Source organism: Chelativorans multitrophicus (genome assembly GCF_011317445.1).
GTDB classification, from domain to species: domain Bacteria; phylum Pseudomonadota; class Alphaproteobacteria; order Rhizobiales; family Rhizobiaceae; genus Chelativorans; species Chelativorans multitrophicus.
Genome location: NZ_JAAAPL010000002.1, coordinates 720343 through 734968 on the forward strand (window position 1 = coordinate 720343; position 14626 = coordinate 734968).

At 59.3% G+C, this 14626-nt stretch carries 18 protein-coding genes and 1 pseudogene; 12 read left to right on the top strand and 7 right to left on the bottom strand.

Going from position 1 to position 14626, the window contains the following annotated elements; all coding sequences use genetic code 11:
- Positions 1-3: 3 nt before the first annotated feature.
- A complete protein-coding gene (locus tag GNP00_RS14155; protein WP_011581072.1) occupies positions 4-1536 on the bottom strand; it encodes an acyl-CoA carboxylase subunit beta in 1533 nt (510 codons plus the stop codon).
- A gap of 108 nt (positions 1537-1644) precedes the next feature.
- Positions 1645-2085, bottom strand: a complete 441-nt coding sequence (locus GNP00_RS14160; RefSeq protein WP_011581071.1) for a VOC family protein — start codon at positions 2083-2085, stop codon at positions 1645-1647.
- Positions 2086-2307: 222 nt separating this feature from the next.
- Between GNP00_RS14160 and GNP00_RS14165 the strand changes: the two genes are divergently transcribed.
- The 7 genes from GNP00_RS14165 (at position 2308) to GNP00_RS14195 (ending at position 6919) form a co-directional block, all read left to right on the top strand.
- Positions 2308-2901 (top strand): cold-shock protein, encoded by a 594-nt coding sequence (locus GNP00_RS14165; RefSeq protein ID WP_011581070.1) that lies wholly within the window; start codon positions 2308-2310, stop codon positions 2899-2901.
- A gap of 36 nt (positions 2902-2937) precedes the next feature.
- Positions 2938-3420: a DUF192 domain-containing protein gene (locus GNP00_RS14170; protein ID WP_011581069.1), complete on the top strand. Its 483-nt coding sequence runs from the start codon at positions 2938-2940 to the stop codon at positions 3418-3420.
- A 22-nt stretch (positions 3421-3442) separates the two neighbouring features.
- Positions 3443-4198, top strand: a complete 756-nt coding sequence (locus GNP00_RS14175) for an alpha/beta fold hydrolase (protein WP_011581068.1) — start codon at positions 3443-3445, stop codon at positions 4196-4198.
- An 81-nt stretch (positions 4199-4279) separates the two neighbouring features.
- Complete coding sequence (locus GNP00_RS14180; protein WP_011581067.1) at positions 4280-5068, top strand: aspartyl/asparaginyl beta-hydroxylase domain-containing protein; 789 nt, start codon at positions 4280-4282, stop codon at positions 5066-5068.
- A gap of 149 nt (positions 5069-5217) precedes the next feature.
- Positions 5218-6036 carry a serine O-acetyltransferase gene (cysE, locus tag GNP00_RS14185; protein ID WP_011581066.1) on the top strand — a complete coding sequence of 273 codons (819 nt, stop codon included), beginning with the start codon at positions 5218-5220 and terminating at the stop codon, positions 6034-6036.
- 93 nt (positions 6037-6129) lie between these two features.
- Positions 6130-6339 carry a DUF3126 family protein gene (locus GNP00_RS14190; protein ID WP_041544679.1) on the top strand — a complete coding sequence of 70 codons (210 nt, stop codon included), beginning with the start codon at positions 6130-6132 and terminating at the stop codon, positions 6337-6339.
- A 46-nt stretch (positions 6340-6385) separates the two neighbouring features.
- Positions 6386-6919 (top strand): gamma carbonic anhydrase family protein, encoded by a 534-nt coding sequence (locus GNP00_RS14195; RefSeq protein ID WP_011581064.1) that lies wholly within the window; start codon positions 6386-6388, stop codon positions 6917-6919.
- 179 nt (positions 6920-7098) lie between these two features.
- On the opposite strand, the gene GNP00_RS14200 is transcribed toward GNP00_RS14195, so the two are convergent.
- The 3 genes from GNP00_RS14200 to GNP00_RS14210 form a co-directional block, all read right to left on the bottom strand.
- Entirely contained in the window at positions 7099-7707 is a 609-nt protein-coding gene (locus GNP00_RS14200) for a transglutaminase-like cysteine peptidase (RefSeq protein WP_011581063.1), read from the bottom strand.
- A 267-nt stretch (positions 7708-7974) separates the two neighbouring features.
- Positions 7975-8577, bottom strand: a complete 603-nt coding sequence (locus GNP00_RS14205) for a PilZ domain-containing protein (protein WP_041544678.1) — start codon at positions 8575-8577, stop codon at positions 7975-7977.
- Between the two features lie 82 nt (positions 8578-8659).
- Positions 8660-9289: a PAS domain-containing protein gene (locus GNP00_RS14210; RefSeq protein WP_011581061.1), complete on the bottom strand. Its 630-nt coding sequence runs from the start codon at positions 9287-9289 to the stop codon at positions 8660-8662.
- 369 nt (positions 9290-9658) lie between these two features.
- On the opposite strand from GNP00_RS14210, the gene GNP00_RS14215 reads away from it, so the two are divergent.
- Positions 9659-10390, top strand: a complete 732-nt coding sequence (locus GNP00_RS14215; RefSeq protein ID WP_011581060.1) for a rhomboid family intramembrane serine protease — start codon at positions 9659-9661, stop codon at positions 10388-10390.
- Positions 10391-10473: 83 nt separating this feature from the next.
- Positions 10474-10905 (top strand): annotated as a pseudogene (locus GNP00_RS14220) (CBS domain-containing protein).
- Positions 10906-10943: 38 nt separating this feature from the next.
- Here GNP00_RS14220 and GNP00_RS14225 read toward each other — a convergent pair.
- Positions 10944-11201 (bottom strand): YjhX family toxin, encoded by a 258-nt coding sequence (locus tag GNP00_RS14225; protein WP_011581059.1) that lies wholly within the window; start codon positions 11199-11201, stop codon positions 10944-10946.
- A 294-nt stretch (positions 11202-11495) separates the two neighbouring features.
- Between GNP00_RS14225 and gatB the strand changes: the two genes are divergently transcribed.
- The 3 genes from gatB (at position 11496) to GNP00_RS14240 (ending at position 14002) form a co-directional block, all read left to right on the top strand.
- The gene (gene gatB / locus GNP00_RS14230) at positions 11496-12995 is read left to right on the top strand and encodes an Asp-tRNA(Asn)/Glu-tRNA(Gln) amidotransferase subunit GatB (protein ID WP_011581058.1); all 1500 of its coding nucleotides are present in this window, start codon (positions 11496-11498) and stop codon (positions 12993-12995) included.
- Positions 12996-13105: 110 nt separating this feature from the next.
- Positions 13106-13504, top strand: coding sequence for an NADH:ubiquinone oxidoreductase subunit NDUFA12 (locus GNP00_RS14235; RefSeq protein ID WP_011581057.1), 399 nt, complete (start codon positions 13106-13108; stop codon positions 13502-13504).
- A gap of 126 nt (positions 13505-13630) precedes the next feature.
- A complete protein-coding gene (locus GNP00_RS14240) occupies positions 13631-14002 on the top strand; it encodes a DUF2155 domain-containing protein (RefSeq protein WP_246259468.1) in 372 nt (123 codons plus the stop codon).
- Positions 14003-14014: 12 nt separating this feature from the next.
- Here GNP00_RS14240 and aat read toward each other — a convergent pair whose 3' ends face one another.
- A complete protein-coding gene (gene aat / locus GNP00_RS14245; protein WP_011581055.1) occupies positions 14015-14626 on the bottom strand; it encodes a leucyl/phenylalanyl-tRNA--protein transferase in 612 nt (203 codons plus the stop codon).

Below are 14626 nucleotides of genomic sequence, written 5' to 3' on the forward strand. Positions count from 1 at the left end.
TGCTCAAAGGGGAATGTTGTCGTGCTTCTTCCAGGGATTTTGCAGATCCTTGCCACGCAGCATTCGCAACGCGCGGGCGATCCGCCGACGGGTGGAGTGCGGCATGATCACCTCGTCCACATAGCCGCGCTCCGCCGCGACAAATGGTGAGAGGAAACGCTCCTCGTATTTTCGGGTGTGCTCTGCAATCTTTTCCACATCTGCGATGTCCTTGCGGAAGATGATCTCGACGGCGCCCTTGGCGCCCATCACGGCGATCTGCGCCGTCGGCCAGGCGTAGTTGATGTCGCCGCGCAGATGCTTCGAGGCCATGACGTCATAGGCGCCGCCGAATGCCTTGCGCGTTATGACCGTTATTTTCGGCACCGTAGCCTCCGCATAGGCGAAAAGGAGCTTGGCGCCGTGTTTGATCAGTCCGCCATATTCCTGCGATGTGCCGGGCAAAAATCCCGGCACGTCGACAAAGGTGACGATCGGAATATTGAAGCAGTCGCAGAAGCGCACGAAGCGCGCCGCTTTTCGCGACGCATCGGAATCAAGCACGCCGGCCAGCACCATGGGCTGATTGGCGACAAAGCCGACGGTGCGCCCCTCGATGCGCCCGAAGCCGGTGACGATATTTCTGGCGAAGTGTTCCTGTATTTCGAAGAAATCGCCCTCATCGGCGGTTTTCAGGATCAACTCCTTAATGTCGTATGGCTTGTTCGCATTGGTCGGGATCAACCGGTCAAGGGAATGGTCCGGCTCGCCGTCGCCTGGACTGAATTCTATATCGGGAATGTCCGCCGTGTTCGAGGAGGGCAGGAAGTCGACCAGTCGACGCATCTGGAGCAATGCCTCGATATCGTTGTCATAGGCGCCATCCGCGATCGAAGATTTTACCGTGTGGACGTGAGCGCCGCCCAGCTCCTCCGCTGTTACCGATTCATTGGTGACGGTTTTCACCACATCCGGTCCTGTGACGAACATGTAGGACGTGTCGCGGACCATGAAGATGAAATCCGTCATGGCCGGAGAATAGACGTCGCCGCCCGCGCAAGGGCCCATTATCACGGATATTTGCGGGATTACTCCGGAGGCCAGAACATTGCGCTGGAATATCTCGGCATAACCCCCGAGCGCTGCAACGCCCTCCTGAATCCGGGCGCCACCTGCATCGTAAAAGCCAATGACCGGCGCTCGATTCTTGAGTGCCATGTCCTGGACTTTCATCACTTTTTCCGCATGCGCCTCCGAGAGGGAGCCGCCGAAAACAGTAAAATCCTTGGCAAAGACGAAGACCGCACGGCCATTCACCGTGCCCCATCCGGTTACCACTCCGTCACCGGCGATCTTCGTCTTCTCCATGCCGAAATCAGTCGAGCGATGTTCGACGAACATGTCGAACTCCTCGAAGGAGCCCTCGTCCAGAAACACTTCGAGGCGCTCGCGTGCGGTGAGCTTTCCCTTGGCGTGCTGGTGCGCGATGCGCGCCTTTCCGCCGCCCTCGCGTGCCGCCGCACGCCGCCTTTCGAGTTCCTCAAGGACGTCCTTCATGTGCCCTCCCTCAGACAGAGCAGGCAGCAGCAGGGCAGTGGGGGAACTTGCTCGGTTTCCTATTCGAGGCCCTGCTGCATGCTGCCTTACTCCCTTATTCCCTTGATGCTACCACGCCCCCGTGTTCGGCATAGAGGCCCACGGCTCGGCCTTGGGCTTGGCTTCGCCCTTCTGCAGAATCTCGATGGAGATGCCGTCGGGTGAACGGATGAATGCCATGTTGCCGTCACGGGGAGGACGGTTAATGGTGATGCCTGCGTCCATAAGGTGCTGGCAAAATGCGTAAATGTCGTCCACCTCATAGGCCAGATGGCCGAAATTGCGGCCGCCTTGATAATCTTCCGGATCCCAGTTGTAGGTCAATTCCACGAGCGGCGCCTTGTGGCGCTCGGCTGCTTCGACGTCCTCTGGAGCGGCGAGAAAGATCAGCGTAAAGCGCCCTGCCTCATTCTCAATGCGCCGCACCTCCTTCATGCCGAGCTTGTTGCAATAAAAATCCAGCGATTCACCGATATCGCGTACGCGGACCATCGTGTGCAGGTAACGCATGGGCTCTCCTTTTCTTCTTCCGGTTCGATAGCAAGATAGAGCGCTGGCGCATGAAGCGCCAATGGGCAATTCCCCGTTCCCACTTATGCCGGAATTATGCCGAACGCACAGTATTTCCGGGTGCTGTTGAAAATCCCGAGCGGGCCTTGCTAAGTCGTGAGAGGGGGATGCAATCTTGATGAGGACAGAATCAATCCACCGGACTTGGGAAGGCAAGACGAAATGGAGGATAAATCCTCGACCGATCGAGGGCTTGCAGAGAACGAAGCCCGGGGGGCGGGCAATAGTGAAAATGTGTCCGATGCAATCGAGGTTGCCGGCGCAATAAAATGGTTCGATGTGGCCAAAGGATTTGGCTTCATCCTTCCCGACATCGCCGAGTTCGGCGACGTTCTCCTGCATGTGTCCTGTCTTCGGCGTGACGGATTCCAAACCGCGTTGAGCGGCGCCCGCGTCGTCTGCCTGGCCAAACGGGGCGACAAGGGGATGCAAGCCTTCAGGGTCGTCTCGATGGATATGTCAACCGCGGTTCATCCCGCGGAGGATCAGGCGCCGCGCACGCGCATCACCGTGGCCCCGGAAAGCGGGCTGGAAAGGGCGCTGGTAAAATGGTTCAACCGGACAAAGGGCTTCGGCTTCCTCACGCGCGGGGAAGGGACGGAGGATATCTTTGTGCATATGGAGACGCTGCGCCGGTTCGGCGTGACGGAGCTAAGACCTGGGCAGGTCGTGCTGGTGCGGTTCGGGCGAGGCGATAAGGGCCTTATGGCTGCCGAAATTCATCCTGATATTGGCACTTTGCCGGTTTCCCACTGACGTCCCGGGCAGGCGAAGCGCCCAGAGGAAAACCCGATGCGTCTCTTCCTGCTGATCCTGCTCCTTTTTCCCTTAGGCCTGACTTTCAGTTCGAACGCCCGGGCGGAGCAACCGATGCTGCTGCAAGTGCATCCGGCTCCGCTCGTGGCTGAAACGGCCAGCGGTGAGAAAAGCTTTTCGATCGAAGTGGCGGATGACAATTCCGAACGCCAGCGGGGGCTTATGTTCCGCGAAACCATGAAGGATGATCGGGGCATGCTCTTCGTCTTCCCGGTGAGCAGGCAGCATGGGTTTTGGATGCAGAATACCCCCATGCCGCTCGACCTTCTGTTCATCGGGGAAGACGGAAAAGTGAAAGCCATAGAGCAGGGGGTGCCGTTCTCGACGGACAGTATTTCGCCCCCGGTCCAGGCGCGGTTCGTGCTTGAACTCAAGGCCGGAACGGCGGAAAAAACGGGTATCGCCGTAGGCGATCGTCTCCATCATCCGCTCATCGACGCGGTGGCTGGTGAAAGCTAGGCAGCAGGCGGTAACGGGGCAGATGCAGTTTTTCAGTCACGACGGTTTCGAACTCGCCTTCATCGACGAAGGCGAGGGTGACCCGATCCTTCTAATCCATGGCTTTGCCTCCACCCATTTCGTGAATTGGGTGGCGCCTGGCTGGGTGAAAACCTTGAGGGATGCGGGCTACCGCGTCATTGCGCTCGATAATCGCGGGCATGGCCGCTCGACCAAGAGCCACGTCCGGCAGGACTATACGCCGGATAAAATGGCGGACGATGCGGCGGCGCTTCTCGATCATCTGGGGATCGAGCGCGCGCATGTCATGGGTTATTCCATGGGCGCGCGCATCGCTGCCTTCCTCGCGCTGGCCCATCCGAATCGCGTGGCGACGCTGATCCTTGGAGGGCTCGGCTTTGGCATGGTGGAAGGCGTGGGTGAGTGGGACATCATCGCAGATGCACTGCTTGCTCAAGATCCAGAGAGCATCACCCACGCGCGCGGCCGGATGTTCCGCAACTTCGCGGACCAGACGAAAAGCGACAGGCAGGCGCTTGCGGCCTGCATCTCCACGTCACGGACCTTGCTTGGCGCGCATGAAGTGGCGCGGATCCGGCAGCCGGTATTGGTGGCGGTGGGTACAAGGGATGACATAGCGGGAAGACCCGAATCTCTCGCGGCCATGTTGCCGCAGGGCGAGGCATTCTCGATCGTCGATCGCGATCACATGCTTGCGGTGGGAGACAAGACCTTTAAGGCGCGGGCGCTCAAATTCCTGGCCTCACACCCGCTTTGAGAGGCGCAATTTGACAACATGCTGTTGTCGAAGCATCAGGCGCGAAGCTGCCCTCCAATGGTTGGGTGTCGGAGAAGATTCATGATGAACAATGTTCAGCAAAAGCGCACTCAAGGTGTCGACGACCTGATGGCGCGGCCGGGGCTGGGCTATCGCATCGGCCAGGCAATCGTGGACTGGGCCGAACGGTTGAACCTAAAATATGCGGTGACCGGCAGTCCGCCGGTCTATGATAACGAAACCTTCCCATGGGCGGCGGAGATCGAACGTGAGTGGACGCTGATCCGGGCCGAGCTCGACCGGGTTCTCGTGCGCAAGGACGAACTGCCCGGCTTCCATGAGATCGTGTCGGAAGTGCGCTCCATCTCAACGGATCGTAACTGGAAGTCTTTCGTATTCTGCGGCTATGGCTCGGTCTCAGAAGATGCCGTCAGCACATGTCCGGAAACATGGCGCATCCTGCAAAGGATCCCGGGTCTGAAGGCGGCCATGTTTTCCATCTTTGAGCCCGGCAAGCACCTGAAGCCCCACCGCGGGCCATATAATGGCGTTCTGCGGCTGCATCTCGGCCTCAAGGTACCCGCCGAGCGGGACAAGGTGGCGATTCGTGTCGCCGACCAGGTCTGCCACTGGAAGGAGGGCAAGGTCCTGATCTTCGACGATGCGTATGAGCATGAAGCCTGGAACCATTCCAGCGAAACACGCGTGGTGCTGTTCGTCGATTTCGTGAAGCCAACGCGCTTCCCGGCAAGCCTGGTGAACTGGCTTCTCCTGAATCTTGCCCCTTTCACGCCGTTCGTGCGGGAAGGGTACAAGGCACAGAAGCGCTGGGAGAAGCTGTTCTTCGCCGGTGGTAATCTGCCGCGATGATTTAACGGCCCAAGGCTGAGGAGATATTCTCAATCGCGCCAATCGTGCGGGGTGCACTTCCATTTGATGGAAAGGCGGGATTTTGGGATTTAATATTCCCGCATGGTACCCTAGATAGGGCTGACGCGCTGCCGGAAATGGAGTTTACGATGACGGCCAGACAAGCGGTTCGTTCGAATGCGCCGCAACAGATCGACCCGATTTGGTCCGAGATCCGGGCCGAGGCACGGACTGCGGTCGAGAATGACGCATTGCTCGCAGCTTTCCTTTATTCCACGATCCTCAATCAGGCGACCCTTGAAGACGCCGTCATTCATCGGATTTCGCAGCGGCTCGATCATGCGGATCTCAGCGCGGATCTTCTCCAGCAGACGTTCCTTGCCATGTGGGAAGATCAGCCGGACTGGAGCAGCATTCTGCGAGTCGACATTCAGGCCTATTACGATCGGGATCCGGCCTGCGACCGGTTTTTGATGCCGGTGCTCTATTTCAAGGGATTCCACGCCATTCAGACACATCGTCTGGCCCATTGGCTTTGGGGCAAGGGCCGCAAGGATTTCGCGCTTTACCTGCAAAGCCGCTCCTCCGCCGTGTTCCAGACGGACATTAACCCCGCAGCGACAATCGGGCGCGGGATCTTCCTCGACCATGCCACGGGCCTCGTCGTCGGCGAGACAGCCGTCATAGAAGACGATGTATCAATCCTCCAGGACGTAACGCTGGGCGGAACCGGCAAGGAAACGGGCGACCGTCATCCGAAGATCCGTCACGGAGTGCTGATTGGCGCCGGCGCCAAAATCCTCGGAAATATCGAGATCGGCCACTGCACGAAGGTCGCCGCCGGATCTGTCGTCGTCAAGCCCGTGCCGCCCAACAAGACGGTGGCGGGCGTCCCCGCACGTATCATCGGAGAGGCTGGCTGCAACGAGCCGTCACGCGCTATGGATCAGCTTCTGCTTGAGGAATAGCAGCTTTTTGGTGCGGCCGGAGGTGGCGGGGTTTACAGCCGCGCCGCGCCCATGTCAGAAGCGGGCATCACAGCCCAAACGCGGAGAAGTTTGTTGAAGCCGGAAGAAATCAGGAAGCTCGACGCCTATTTCAAGCGCACCTTCCAAAACCCCGCCCTGCAGGTGAAGGCGCGGCCGCGCAAGGAGGATTCGTGCGAACTCTATGTCGGCGATGAGTTCCTCGGCATCATCTTCAAGGATGAGGAGGAGGGAGAGCTCTCCTACAACTTCTCCATGGCCATCCTCGACGTGGATCTCGATTAGTCTTGTGAGCTGATATTTCCGCCCCAGGCGGTGCGAGAAAAAGCGGATGCCGATTTATTCGCTCGACGGTCATGTTCCTCAATTTGCAGATGATGCAACAGGTTGGGTCGCGCCCGATGCGACCCTGATCGGGGAAGTGATCATTGGGCGGAATGTCGGCATCTGGTTCGGAGCCGTGCTGCGCGGCGACAATGAGCCCATCACGATCGGCGACGACTCCAATGTGCAAGAACACACGGTGATGCACACGGATAGGGGTTTTCCGCTTACCGTCGGGCGTGGATGCACGATCGGGCACCGGGCGATTTTGCACGGCTGCACGATCGGCGACCACTCGCTGATCGGCATGGGAGCGACCGTGCTCAACGGCGCACGGATCGGCAGTGAATGCCTGGTTGGCGCAGGCGCGCTCATCACCGAAGGCAAGGTTTTCCCGGATCGATCCCTGATCGTCGGCGCACCGGCAAAAGCGATCCGCGTGCTGGACGACAAAGCCGCAGCTCAGCTGCGCGCCTCGGCCGCTTCATACGTCGAAAACGCCGAGCGTTTTCGGCGCGGCCTCAAGCTCGTCACCCCTTAACTGCTGAAACTTCTTCATCCCGGCAGTCTGCCGAGAAACGCAGTTTGCGTTGCTCGCGCGGGAGTGAACTTTTTGCCCTCCGCAAAAAAGCGGAGCCGGCCCCAGGGGAGGGGGCCGGCTCCTAACCCGGTCGATGGGGACGGGGAGGTGGGGACTCGACCGGGTTTCCCGGAAGCTCGTCAGCGGGAGGTTGAGATGCTGCCGACAGCGGTTGCGCGGCCGTCGGAGATGGAAACCCAGCGTGAGGCATCGCGCGCCGATTGGCGCTTGAGGAATTGGTATTCGGTTTCGGACCAGCGCAGGATCCGCGGCTCCATGTTGTCGAGGATGAAATCACCCATGCTGGTGTTGACCGTGAGAACGGCGTGACCGTCGCCATTCGGCTGGCGGACGACCGTAACGAGCAGGTCGGACGCTGGTATACCCGCCTTGATCAAAAGCCGGCGCTTCTCGAGAACATAGTCCTCGCAATCGCCGTATATGTCGGGATAAGACCAGAACTCTTCCACGCCCCACAGATCTTTATCGGTGCTTGGCATCACCGATGTGTTGACGGTGTTGTTGATCTCGACCAGCAGCGCCCAGAGGTCGCGGGTCAATTCGACCGGCGTCGGGTTTGCATTTTGCTGGCGGCACTCCGCTGGCGCGCGGCGGCAGAACTCATAATGGCCGACCGGTTGGGAAGTAATCTCCCCTGTGGGCATGAAGTCACCGGCCGAGTGAGCCACCGTTGCCAAAGAAACAAACAATAACCCCGCGAAAAGCGGCAAACCTTTTTCTAATTGCATGATCCGTCTCCCCGTTATGGAGACACCATGGCAGACGCGAATTTATGCAGGGCAAAAAGAGGAGGTAGAAATAAGACTATATTTTAAACTACTTTGAAATGGATATGTATATAGGAGTTAACGCCAAGGTTGCTAAATGTTAATCATAACAAAATCTGAAAGAGCGCCTGAAGCAGTCTAAAGGCCGGAAATACTGGGAACGCGGTAATTTTCCAGCGCACGCAGCGTTAGCCGGCTCTGCAATCGATGAATGTGGGGCGTTCAGCGTTACGCGAATTGCGCGAGCAGCGTAGCCGGCTCCTGGATCAAAGAAAATTCCAGGGCAAAGCCATTTTCGAAATGGCGGGTGACGCGACCGCGCAAATTCGCAAGGAAAACCTGGGTGCCGATCGCCGGTCTAGGTGCGGTTTCAATCGCGGCGCCGGAAGCGGAGAGATCGACGATGCGGCAGGGATGCTCGTACCCATCGGGCGTTCGTATCGTGCTCATCGGGTTTGCTGGTGTAACCCGCTCGTAGCGCCGATCTTCCGGTAGATCGAGATCATGCCGGTTGGCGAGCCAAGTCAGTTGTGACGCCAGCTTGTCGCGCTTCCTCTGCGAGGCCTTGATCGTCATCTCAAAGCCATCTTCGAAGATGCGCGCAAGATAGCCTTCAACGCGACCGATATGGTCGAGATATGCGACGATCCGTTCGCCGACCTGCCCTGCTTGCGCTGCCTTAAGCGCGACGCTACCGGGCGACATATCGACGACGCGGCAGGAATGCTCCGAGCGGTCCGGGAGCATATAGCGGCCATATATGCTGATCTTGACGCGCTGAAAGCGGCGCCTTTCGGTGCGCAGGGCTGTCTGGTTCGCTTCAACGACCATGGTCACTCGCTTTTCCGTCGACCAATACCTAGTCGACGAAACGGCCAATCCTAGCAATGTTTGGTTAAAATCGGGTAAGCCGCTAGCGGCGGCGGCCCCCATCGAAAACCAGCAGATGGCGTATGCGGCGGGCATTGCCGCCAAAGGCATCCGCCAAAGACTCGCTGTCCGGCAGGAGCGAGGGAACGGTAACCGGCCTGCGGCTTGTAAGCAGGAGGGGCTCACGGTCCGGATTGATGAGCCGGAAGCTTTCAAGACGATTTTCGAGAATTGGATCAGCGCCAAGCCAGAATGGTTTGTGGATCGGCTGCAGCGTACCCAATGCGCGGGGATGGCTATCACCATCGATTGGCAGAATCAGGAGCTCAAAGCCGTTCCGACGCCCTTCGTCGGCCACCCCCTCGAACGTGATATAGAGAACCGATTTATCAGCTATGAAGCGACGCATGATTCGCGCGATTGCCTGCTGATCATCATCCGCCCAAAGCGATGTGAAGGAACTTCCTTTCAGCTCCCGGCCATAGGTGGCGCACATGCGCGTGCCGGCCAGGCGGAACAGGACTGTTCCGCGTGCATTGCGTTCCAGGATAAAGGTGTCCGGCAAGAGGGCCTTTATCTCGCCTGGAGCGATTTCGGTCCTCAGAGGCGCCGGTCTGCCCGCCCGCAACCTGTTCCAATATTGGAACAAGTCCATTGATCCATCCTGAAACATACTAAGCCGTCCCGTTTTGAGATTTTGTTATTGTCCCAGAGGTGAACAGAAGCGGCCCCCTGCACACCTCAATGCAGAACAAGCAGGTTGCGTGCCAGCCTTGACCGCCGTTCTTCACGGGAACGGAAGATGATGGTTTATGAGGAGTAAATACCTTGAATTTTAACTTCTTTTTCCGTTCTGACTGCGAACGCCCAAGTGCTCCGGCACCGGCGGTTTCGGGCGGCCGGCGACGGCCCTGGCACGGCCCTTGCTTCTCCTAAAGGAGGGACAGGGGACTCGGCCGGGGCAGCCGTCCAGCGCAAATGCTGGGCGGCTTCTGTTTTTCCGCTATGTCTGGTAGGCACGCAGAAACAGCCGATCAGGGACATGACCGAAACCGCCGCCGAAGAAAAAGCCGAACCCAAGGAAGAACAGCGACGCCGCGAGCCGGTATTCAATCTCGCCGGCGTTGTGATCGCCATCATTGTTCTTTGCACGGGCATTCATCTGCTACGGGTCTATGTGCTCAGCCCTGGCGCCGACGACCGGCTACTCTTGCATTTCGCGTTTCTTCCCATTCGCTACAACGGCGATTACCCCATAGATTTCTATGCTCTCGTCAGTCCGATAACCTATTCTTTCCTGCATGGCAGTTTCGCGCATCTCGCCGTCAATATGATCGCGCTCGCAGCCTTCGGCTCTCCGCTGGCGAACAGGATCGGAGCTGTGCGCTTCCTGTTGTTCTGGTTTGCGGCAACGCTGGCGGCTGCCCTTCTTCACCTCCTCTTCTATCCAAGTGATGCTTCGCCGCTTGTCGGTGCGTCCGGCGCCATCTCCGGGATGTGGGGAGCTGCGGCCCGTTTTGACTTCCGGGTGGATCGCACGGCCGAGAAGCCTGGCTTTTTCGGGCCGGTTCTGCCGCTTTCGGCTGTCGTGCGCTCGCGCATGGCGCTCGTGTTCATCGGGGCGTGGTTCGTCACCAACATTGCCGTGGGGGTGACTTCGGGCACCAATGGCGAGCCGGAGATCGCCTGGATCGCCCATATTGGCGGCTTTCTTTTCGGCCTATTTGCCATCCGCTTCTTCGACAGGCACCCGCCGATGAAGCACCCTGCCTGAGGGCGTTCACTTGCAAAGCCGGACTATTGGGAGCAACATCTGTTCATGGGGACGTTACGGGCGGTTGGCTAGGAGGAGATCGCATGACGGTCAAAGCCATACTGGATACCAAAGGGCGCGATGTGGTGACGATCGCGTCGGAGAAGACATTGAGGGAGGCGGTCGAACTTTTGACAGAGCGGCGCATCGGCGCCGTGGTGGTGATGGATGGCGCAGGGCGCATCGGCGGCATCCTTTCCGAACGCGATATCGTTCGGGCGCTCGCGCGTGAGGGCGCTGCGGCCCTCGATATGGCAACTTCAGCTTTTATGACGGCCAAGGTGAAGACGTGCCGCGAAAGCCACACCGTGAACGAGGTCATGCAGATCATGACGCAGAGCCGCTTTCGCCACCTACCGGTCTAGGAAAGCGGACAGTTGGTCGGCATCGTCTCGATCGGTGACGTCGTGAAGCGGCGAATCGAGGAAGTGGAACGCGAGGCGGAGGAGATCCGTACCTATATAGCGACGGCGTGAAGAGAGGCCGCCGACCTGACGGCAGCCTCGGTTTGTCTTCAACGATTGTCGGTTTGCGAACGGACGAGCTGTAGGCCCCGCCGCGTGATACGGTAAGGACCACCGTTCGTCGAAGCGATCGCACCTTTGCGTTTGACCTTGCGAAAGAGGGCGAGGTCCAAGCCAGGCAAATGCCACCCATCGCGGGTGACACAGGAAATTTCGGCGATGCGGCCGTCCTCGTCCTTTTCAACCTGGATGCACCCGCCTTGAGCCAAAATATGAAGAATGCGCTGTTCCGCGCGTGAGATGTCCATTTCTGATCCTGGAAACCTGTGGCGCACACGCGCCAAAACACGTCGCCGCGCAGCCTGAAAGGCAGCGCGGGGCTCAGGTTCAGCCCTGGCCCGAAGGGGCGCAGGGCCTCAGCAGGTTTCCAGTCTGGTAGACATCAAAACTCCATCTGCGGGCAGCGCTCATAGCGCGATTTAGCGGCTTGCGAAAGCCTTGAGCCTTGTCAGGCTGCCGCGATTGTTTTAGCGAACACGGCTGTAGTTACGTCGTAGCGAAACCCGCTACATGTTTCTCCCAGAATCCGACTGCATGGACCCATGACAATCATCGATACGCGCACGCCCGATCCAAAGCGGCTCATTCCCGGCGCCACCGGAGACTGGGAAGTGATCATCGGCATGGAAATCCATGCCCAGGTGACGTCTCGCGCGAAGCTCTTTTCCGGCGCCTCTACTGAGTTCGGCGCCGAGCCAAACGCCAATGTTTCGCTGGTGGACGCGGCCATGCCCGGCATGCTCCCCGTCATCAACGAGGAATGCGTGAAGCAGGCGATCCGCACCGGGCTTGGGCTGAAGGCGCAGATCAATCATCGCTCCGTTTTCGACCGGAAGAACTATTTTTATCCGGACCTGCCGCAGGGCTATCAGATCTCGCAATACAAGCAGCCGATCGTGGGTGAGGGGATCGTAATCGTCTCCGTCGGCCCGGCCAAGGACGGCAGCTTTGAGGAGATCCAGGTCGGCATCGAGCGCCTGCATCTGGAGCAGGATGCGGGCAAGTCGCTGCACGACCAGCACCCGACCATGTCCTATGTGGACCTGAACCGCTCCGGCGTGGCGCTGATGGAGATCGTGTCCAAGCCGGACATGCGCTCCGCCGATGAGGCGAAGGCCTTTCTCACCAAGCTGCGCAGCATCCTGCGGTATCTGGGGACCTGCGACGGCAATATGGACGAAGGCTCCATGCGTGCGGACGTGAACGTGTCGGTGCGCCGGCCGGGCGAGCCCTTCGGCACGCGTTGCGAGATCAAGAACGTAAATTCGATCCGCTTTGTCGGCCAGGCGATCGAATCGGAGGCGCGGCGGCAGATCGCCATTCTCGAGGACGGCGGCGCGATTGACCAGGAGACGCGGCTTTTCGATCCCGGCAAAGGCGAAACGCGTTCGATGCGCTCGAAGGAAGAGGCGCACGATTACCGCTACTTCCCCGACCCGGACCTTGTGCCGCTCGTTTTCGACCAGGCCTATGTGGATGCACTTGCCGCCGAGCTGCCGGAGCTTCCGGACGAGAAGAAGGCGCGCTTCATGGCGAGTTTCGGCCTGTCCGAATACGATGCTTCTGTACTCGTCGCGGAGAGGGCGACCGCCGCGTATTTCGAGAAGGTCGCGGCCGGCCGCGACGGCAAAGCGGCGGCGAACTGGGTGATCAACGATCTTTTAGGTGCCTTGAACAGGACAGGAAAAGATATTGAAGATACACCGGTTTCTCCCGATCATCTTGGCACGATCATCGACCTGATCAAGGACGGCACGATCTCTGGAAAGATCGCCAAGGACCTGTTCGAGATCGTCTGGAACGAGGGCGGCGACCCGGTAAGGATAGTGGAGGAGCGGGGCCTGAAACAGGTGACCGACACCGGTGCCATTGAGAAGGCGGTGGACGAGGTAATTGCTGCCAATCCGGACAAGGTGGAACAGGCGAAGGCTAAGCCAACGCTCGCTGGCTGGTTTGTCGGCCAGGTGATGAAGGCGACCGGCGGCAAGGCCAACCCGCAGGCCGTCAACGCGCTGGTGAATCAAAAACTAGGGATCGAATGACAGGAGCGGGGCGCACGCGTAAAGGCCAAAGCGCGTGAGGCCCTTGCGTTCGGGCCGCCGCGCCGCCATAAGCAGCGCAAAAGGTCTGTCACTGCCGCACGAGGAATGCCATGAAACAGTTCCTGCTCCAGTTCTTCACCTGGTGGAACGGCCAGACTTTGGGCACGCGCTTCCATACCTGGCGCAAGGGTGAGCGTGTGGGTGAGGACGAATTCGGTAACGTCTACTACCAGGGCGGCACCGATTCGGAGGGCCGCACCCGCCGCTGGGTGATCTACAACGGATATGCGGAAGCATCCGCGGTGCCGCCGGGCTGGCATGGCTGGCTGCATCATAAAGTGGACACGCCGCCCACGCAGGAAGACTTCAAGCCCTATGAATGGCAGAAGCCGCATCTGCCCAACCTTACAGGTACACCCGCGGCCTATCGTCCGCGCGGTTCGGTGCTCACCAATGAGGGGCGCCCGCGCGTGACCGGTGATTACGATGCGTGGACGCCGGGTGGCTGAGCAAATTTATCGCCACATTTGCACAATAACCCGGAGTGTGATCGATCAATCCGGGCAAGGGACGGGAAGCACATGAGGGGAGCAAAAAGCATCTCTCGGGATGCGGTGAGAACCGCCGCAGCGGCGATGGCCGCGGTCTTCCTGGCTTTTCCGGCTCATGCAGAGCGAATCAAGAACCCGGTCGCGGAATTCAGCGGGATCGACAAGATCACCGGCCGCATCACCAATTTCGACGTCTATATGGACGAGACTGTGCAGTTCGGCGCGCTACAGGTCACGCCGCGCGTTTGCTACAGTTCGCCGGAAACGGAAGAGCCGAAGACGGACGCTTTCGTCGAGGTGAACGAAATCACGCTTGACCGGCAGATCCGGCGCATCTTTACCGGCTGGATGTTTGCCGAAAGTCCGGGTGTCAACGCGATCGAGCATGCGGTGTACGACGTGTGGCTGAAGAGCTGCAAGCAGAACTCCGACGTGCCGCCGCCGGCGACGAACTAGCTCCTTTTCCCTTCAGAATTTCGCCGTTTCTTCCAGCGCTTCGGCGAGCATCTGTTCGTAGCGCCTGCGTGGGACGTCGATCGCCCCGAAGCGCCTCAGGTGATCGGTGGTGAATTGGGTGTCCAGCAAAAGAAAGCCGCCGGCCTTCAATCGCTCGACCAGATGCACCAGGCAGATCTTGGACGCATTGGGTTCGCGCGAGAACATGCTTTCGCCGAAGAAGGCGCGCCCAAGCGACACGCCATAAAGGCCTCCGACCAGCTTGCCTTCGCGCCAGGCCTCTACGGTGTGGCAATGGCCGCGCTTGAAGAGTTCCGTGTAAGCCACGCGAATCGGCTCGTTGATCCAGGTTTCGGCGCGTTCCGCCGACGGTTCGGCGCAAGCGTCGATGACGCCGGTGAAATCCGTATCATAGCGGACCTCGTAAGGCTGCCGGCGCAGGAGCTTCCTGAGGCTTTTGGGAACATGGAACTTATCGAGAGGGATAATGCCCCGCATTTCCGGACGGACCCAAAAGACCTCGGGATCGTCCGCGTGTTCGGCCATCGGAAAGACGCCGGTCGCATAGGCGCGCAGAAGCAAATCCGGAGGGATATGGAAACCGGGGGCGAGGGGGCGCGTCAT

Coding starts and splice junctions, on each gene's coding strand:
- GNP00_RS14155 (WP_011581072.1), bottom strand. CDS start 1,536: ATGAAGGACGTCCTTGAGGAACTCGAAAGGCGGCGTGCGGCGGCACGC.
- GNP00_RS14160 (WP_011581071.1), bottom strand. CDS start 2,085: ATGCGTTACCTGCACACGATGGTCCGCGTACGCGATATCGGTGAATCG.
- GNP00_RS14165 (WP_011581070.1), top strand. CDS start 2,308: ATGGAGGATAAATCCTCGACCGATCGAGGGCTTGCAGAGAACGAAGCC.
- GNP00_RS14170 (WP_011581069.1), top strand. CDS start 2,938: ATGCGTCTCTTCCTGCTGATCCTGCTCCTTTTTCCCTTAGGCCTGACT.
- GNP00_RS14175 (WP_011581068.1), top strand. CDS start 3,443: ATGCAGTTTTTCAGTCACGACGGTTTCGAACTCGCCTTCATCGACGAA.
- GNP00_RS14180 (WP_011581067.1), top strand. CDS start 4,280: ATGATGAACAATGTTCAGCAAAAGCGCACTCAAGGTGTCGACGACCTG.
- cysE (WP_011581066.1), top strand. CDS start 5,218: ATGACGGCCAGACAAGCGGTTCGTTCGAATGCGCCGCAACAGATCGAC.
- GNP00_RS14195 (WP_011581064.1), top strand. CDS start 6,386: ATGCCGATTTATTCGCTCGACGGTCATGTTCCTCAATTTGCAGATGAT.
- GNP00_RS14200 (WP_011581063.1), bottom strand. CDS start 7,707: ATGCAATTAGAAAAAGGTTTGCCGCTTTTCGCGGGGTTATTGTTTGTT.
- GNP00_RS14205 (WP_041544678.1), bottom strand. CDS start 8,577: ATGGTCGTTGAAGCGAACCAGACAGCCCTGCGCACCGAAAGGCGCCGC.
- GNP00_RS14210 (WP_011581061.1), bottom strand. CDS start 9,289: ATGTTTCAGGATGGATCAATGGACTTGTTCCAATATTGGAACAGGTTG.
- GNP00_RS14215 (WP_011581060.1), top strand. CDS start 9,659: ATGACCGAAACCGCCGCCGAAGAAAAAGCCGAACCCAAGGAAGAACAG.
- GNP00_RS14225 (WP_011581059.1), bottom strand. CDS start 11,201: ATGGACATCTCACGCGCGGAACAGCGCATTCTTCATATTTTGGCTCAA.
- gatB (WP_011581058.1), top strand. CDS start 11,496: ATGACAATCATCGATACGCGCACGCCCGATCCAAAGCGGCTCATTCCC.
- GNP00_RS14235 (WP_011581057.1), top strand. CDS start 13,106: ATGAAACAGTTCCTGCTCCAGTTCTTCACCTGGTGGAACGGCCAGACT.
- GNP00_RS14240 (WP_246259468.1), top strand. CDS start 13,631: ATGGCCGCGGTCTTCCTGGCTTTTCCGGCTCATGCAGAGCGAATCAAG.
- aat (WP_011581055.1), bottom strand. CDS start 14,626: ATGACGCGCCCCCTCGCCCCCGGTTTCCATATCCCTCCGGATTTGCTT.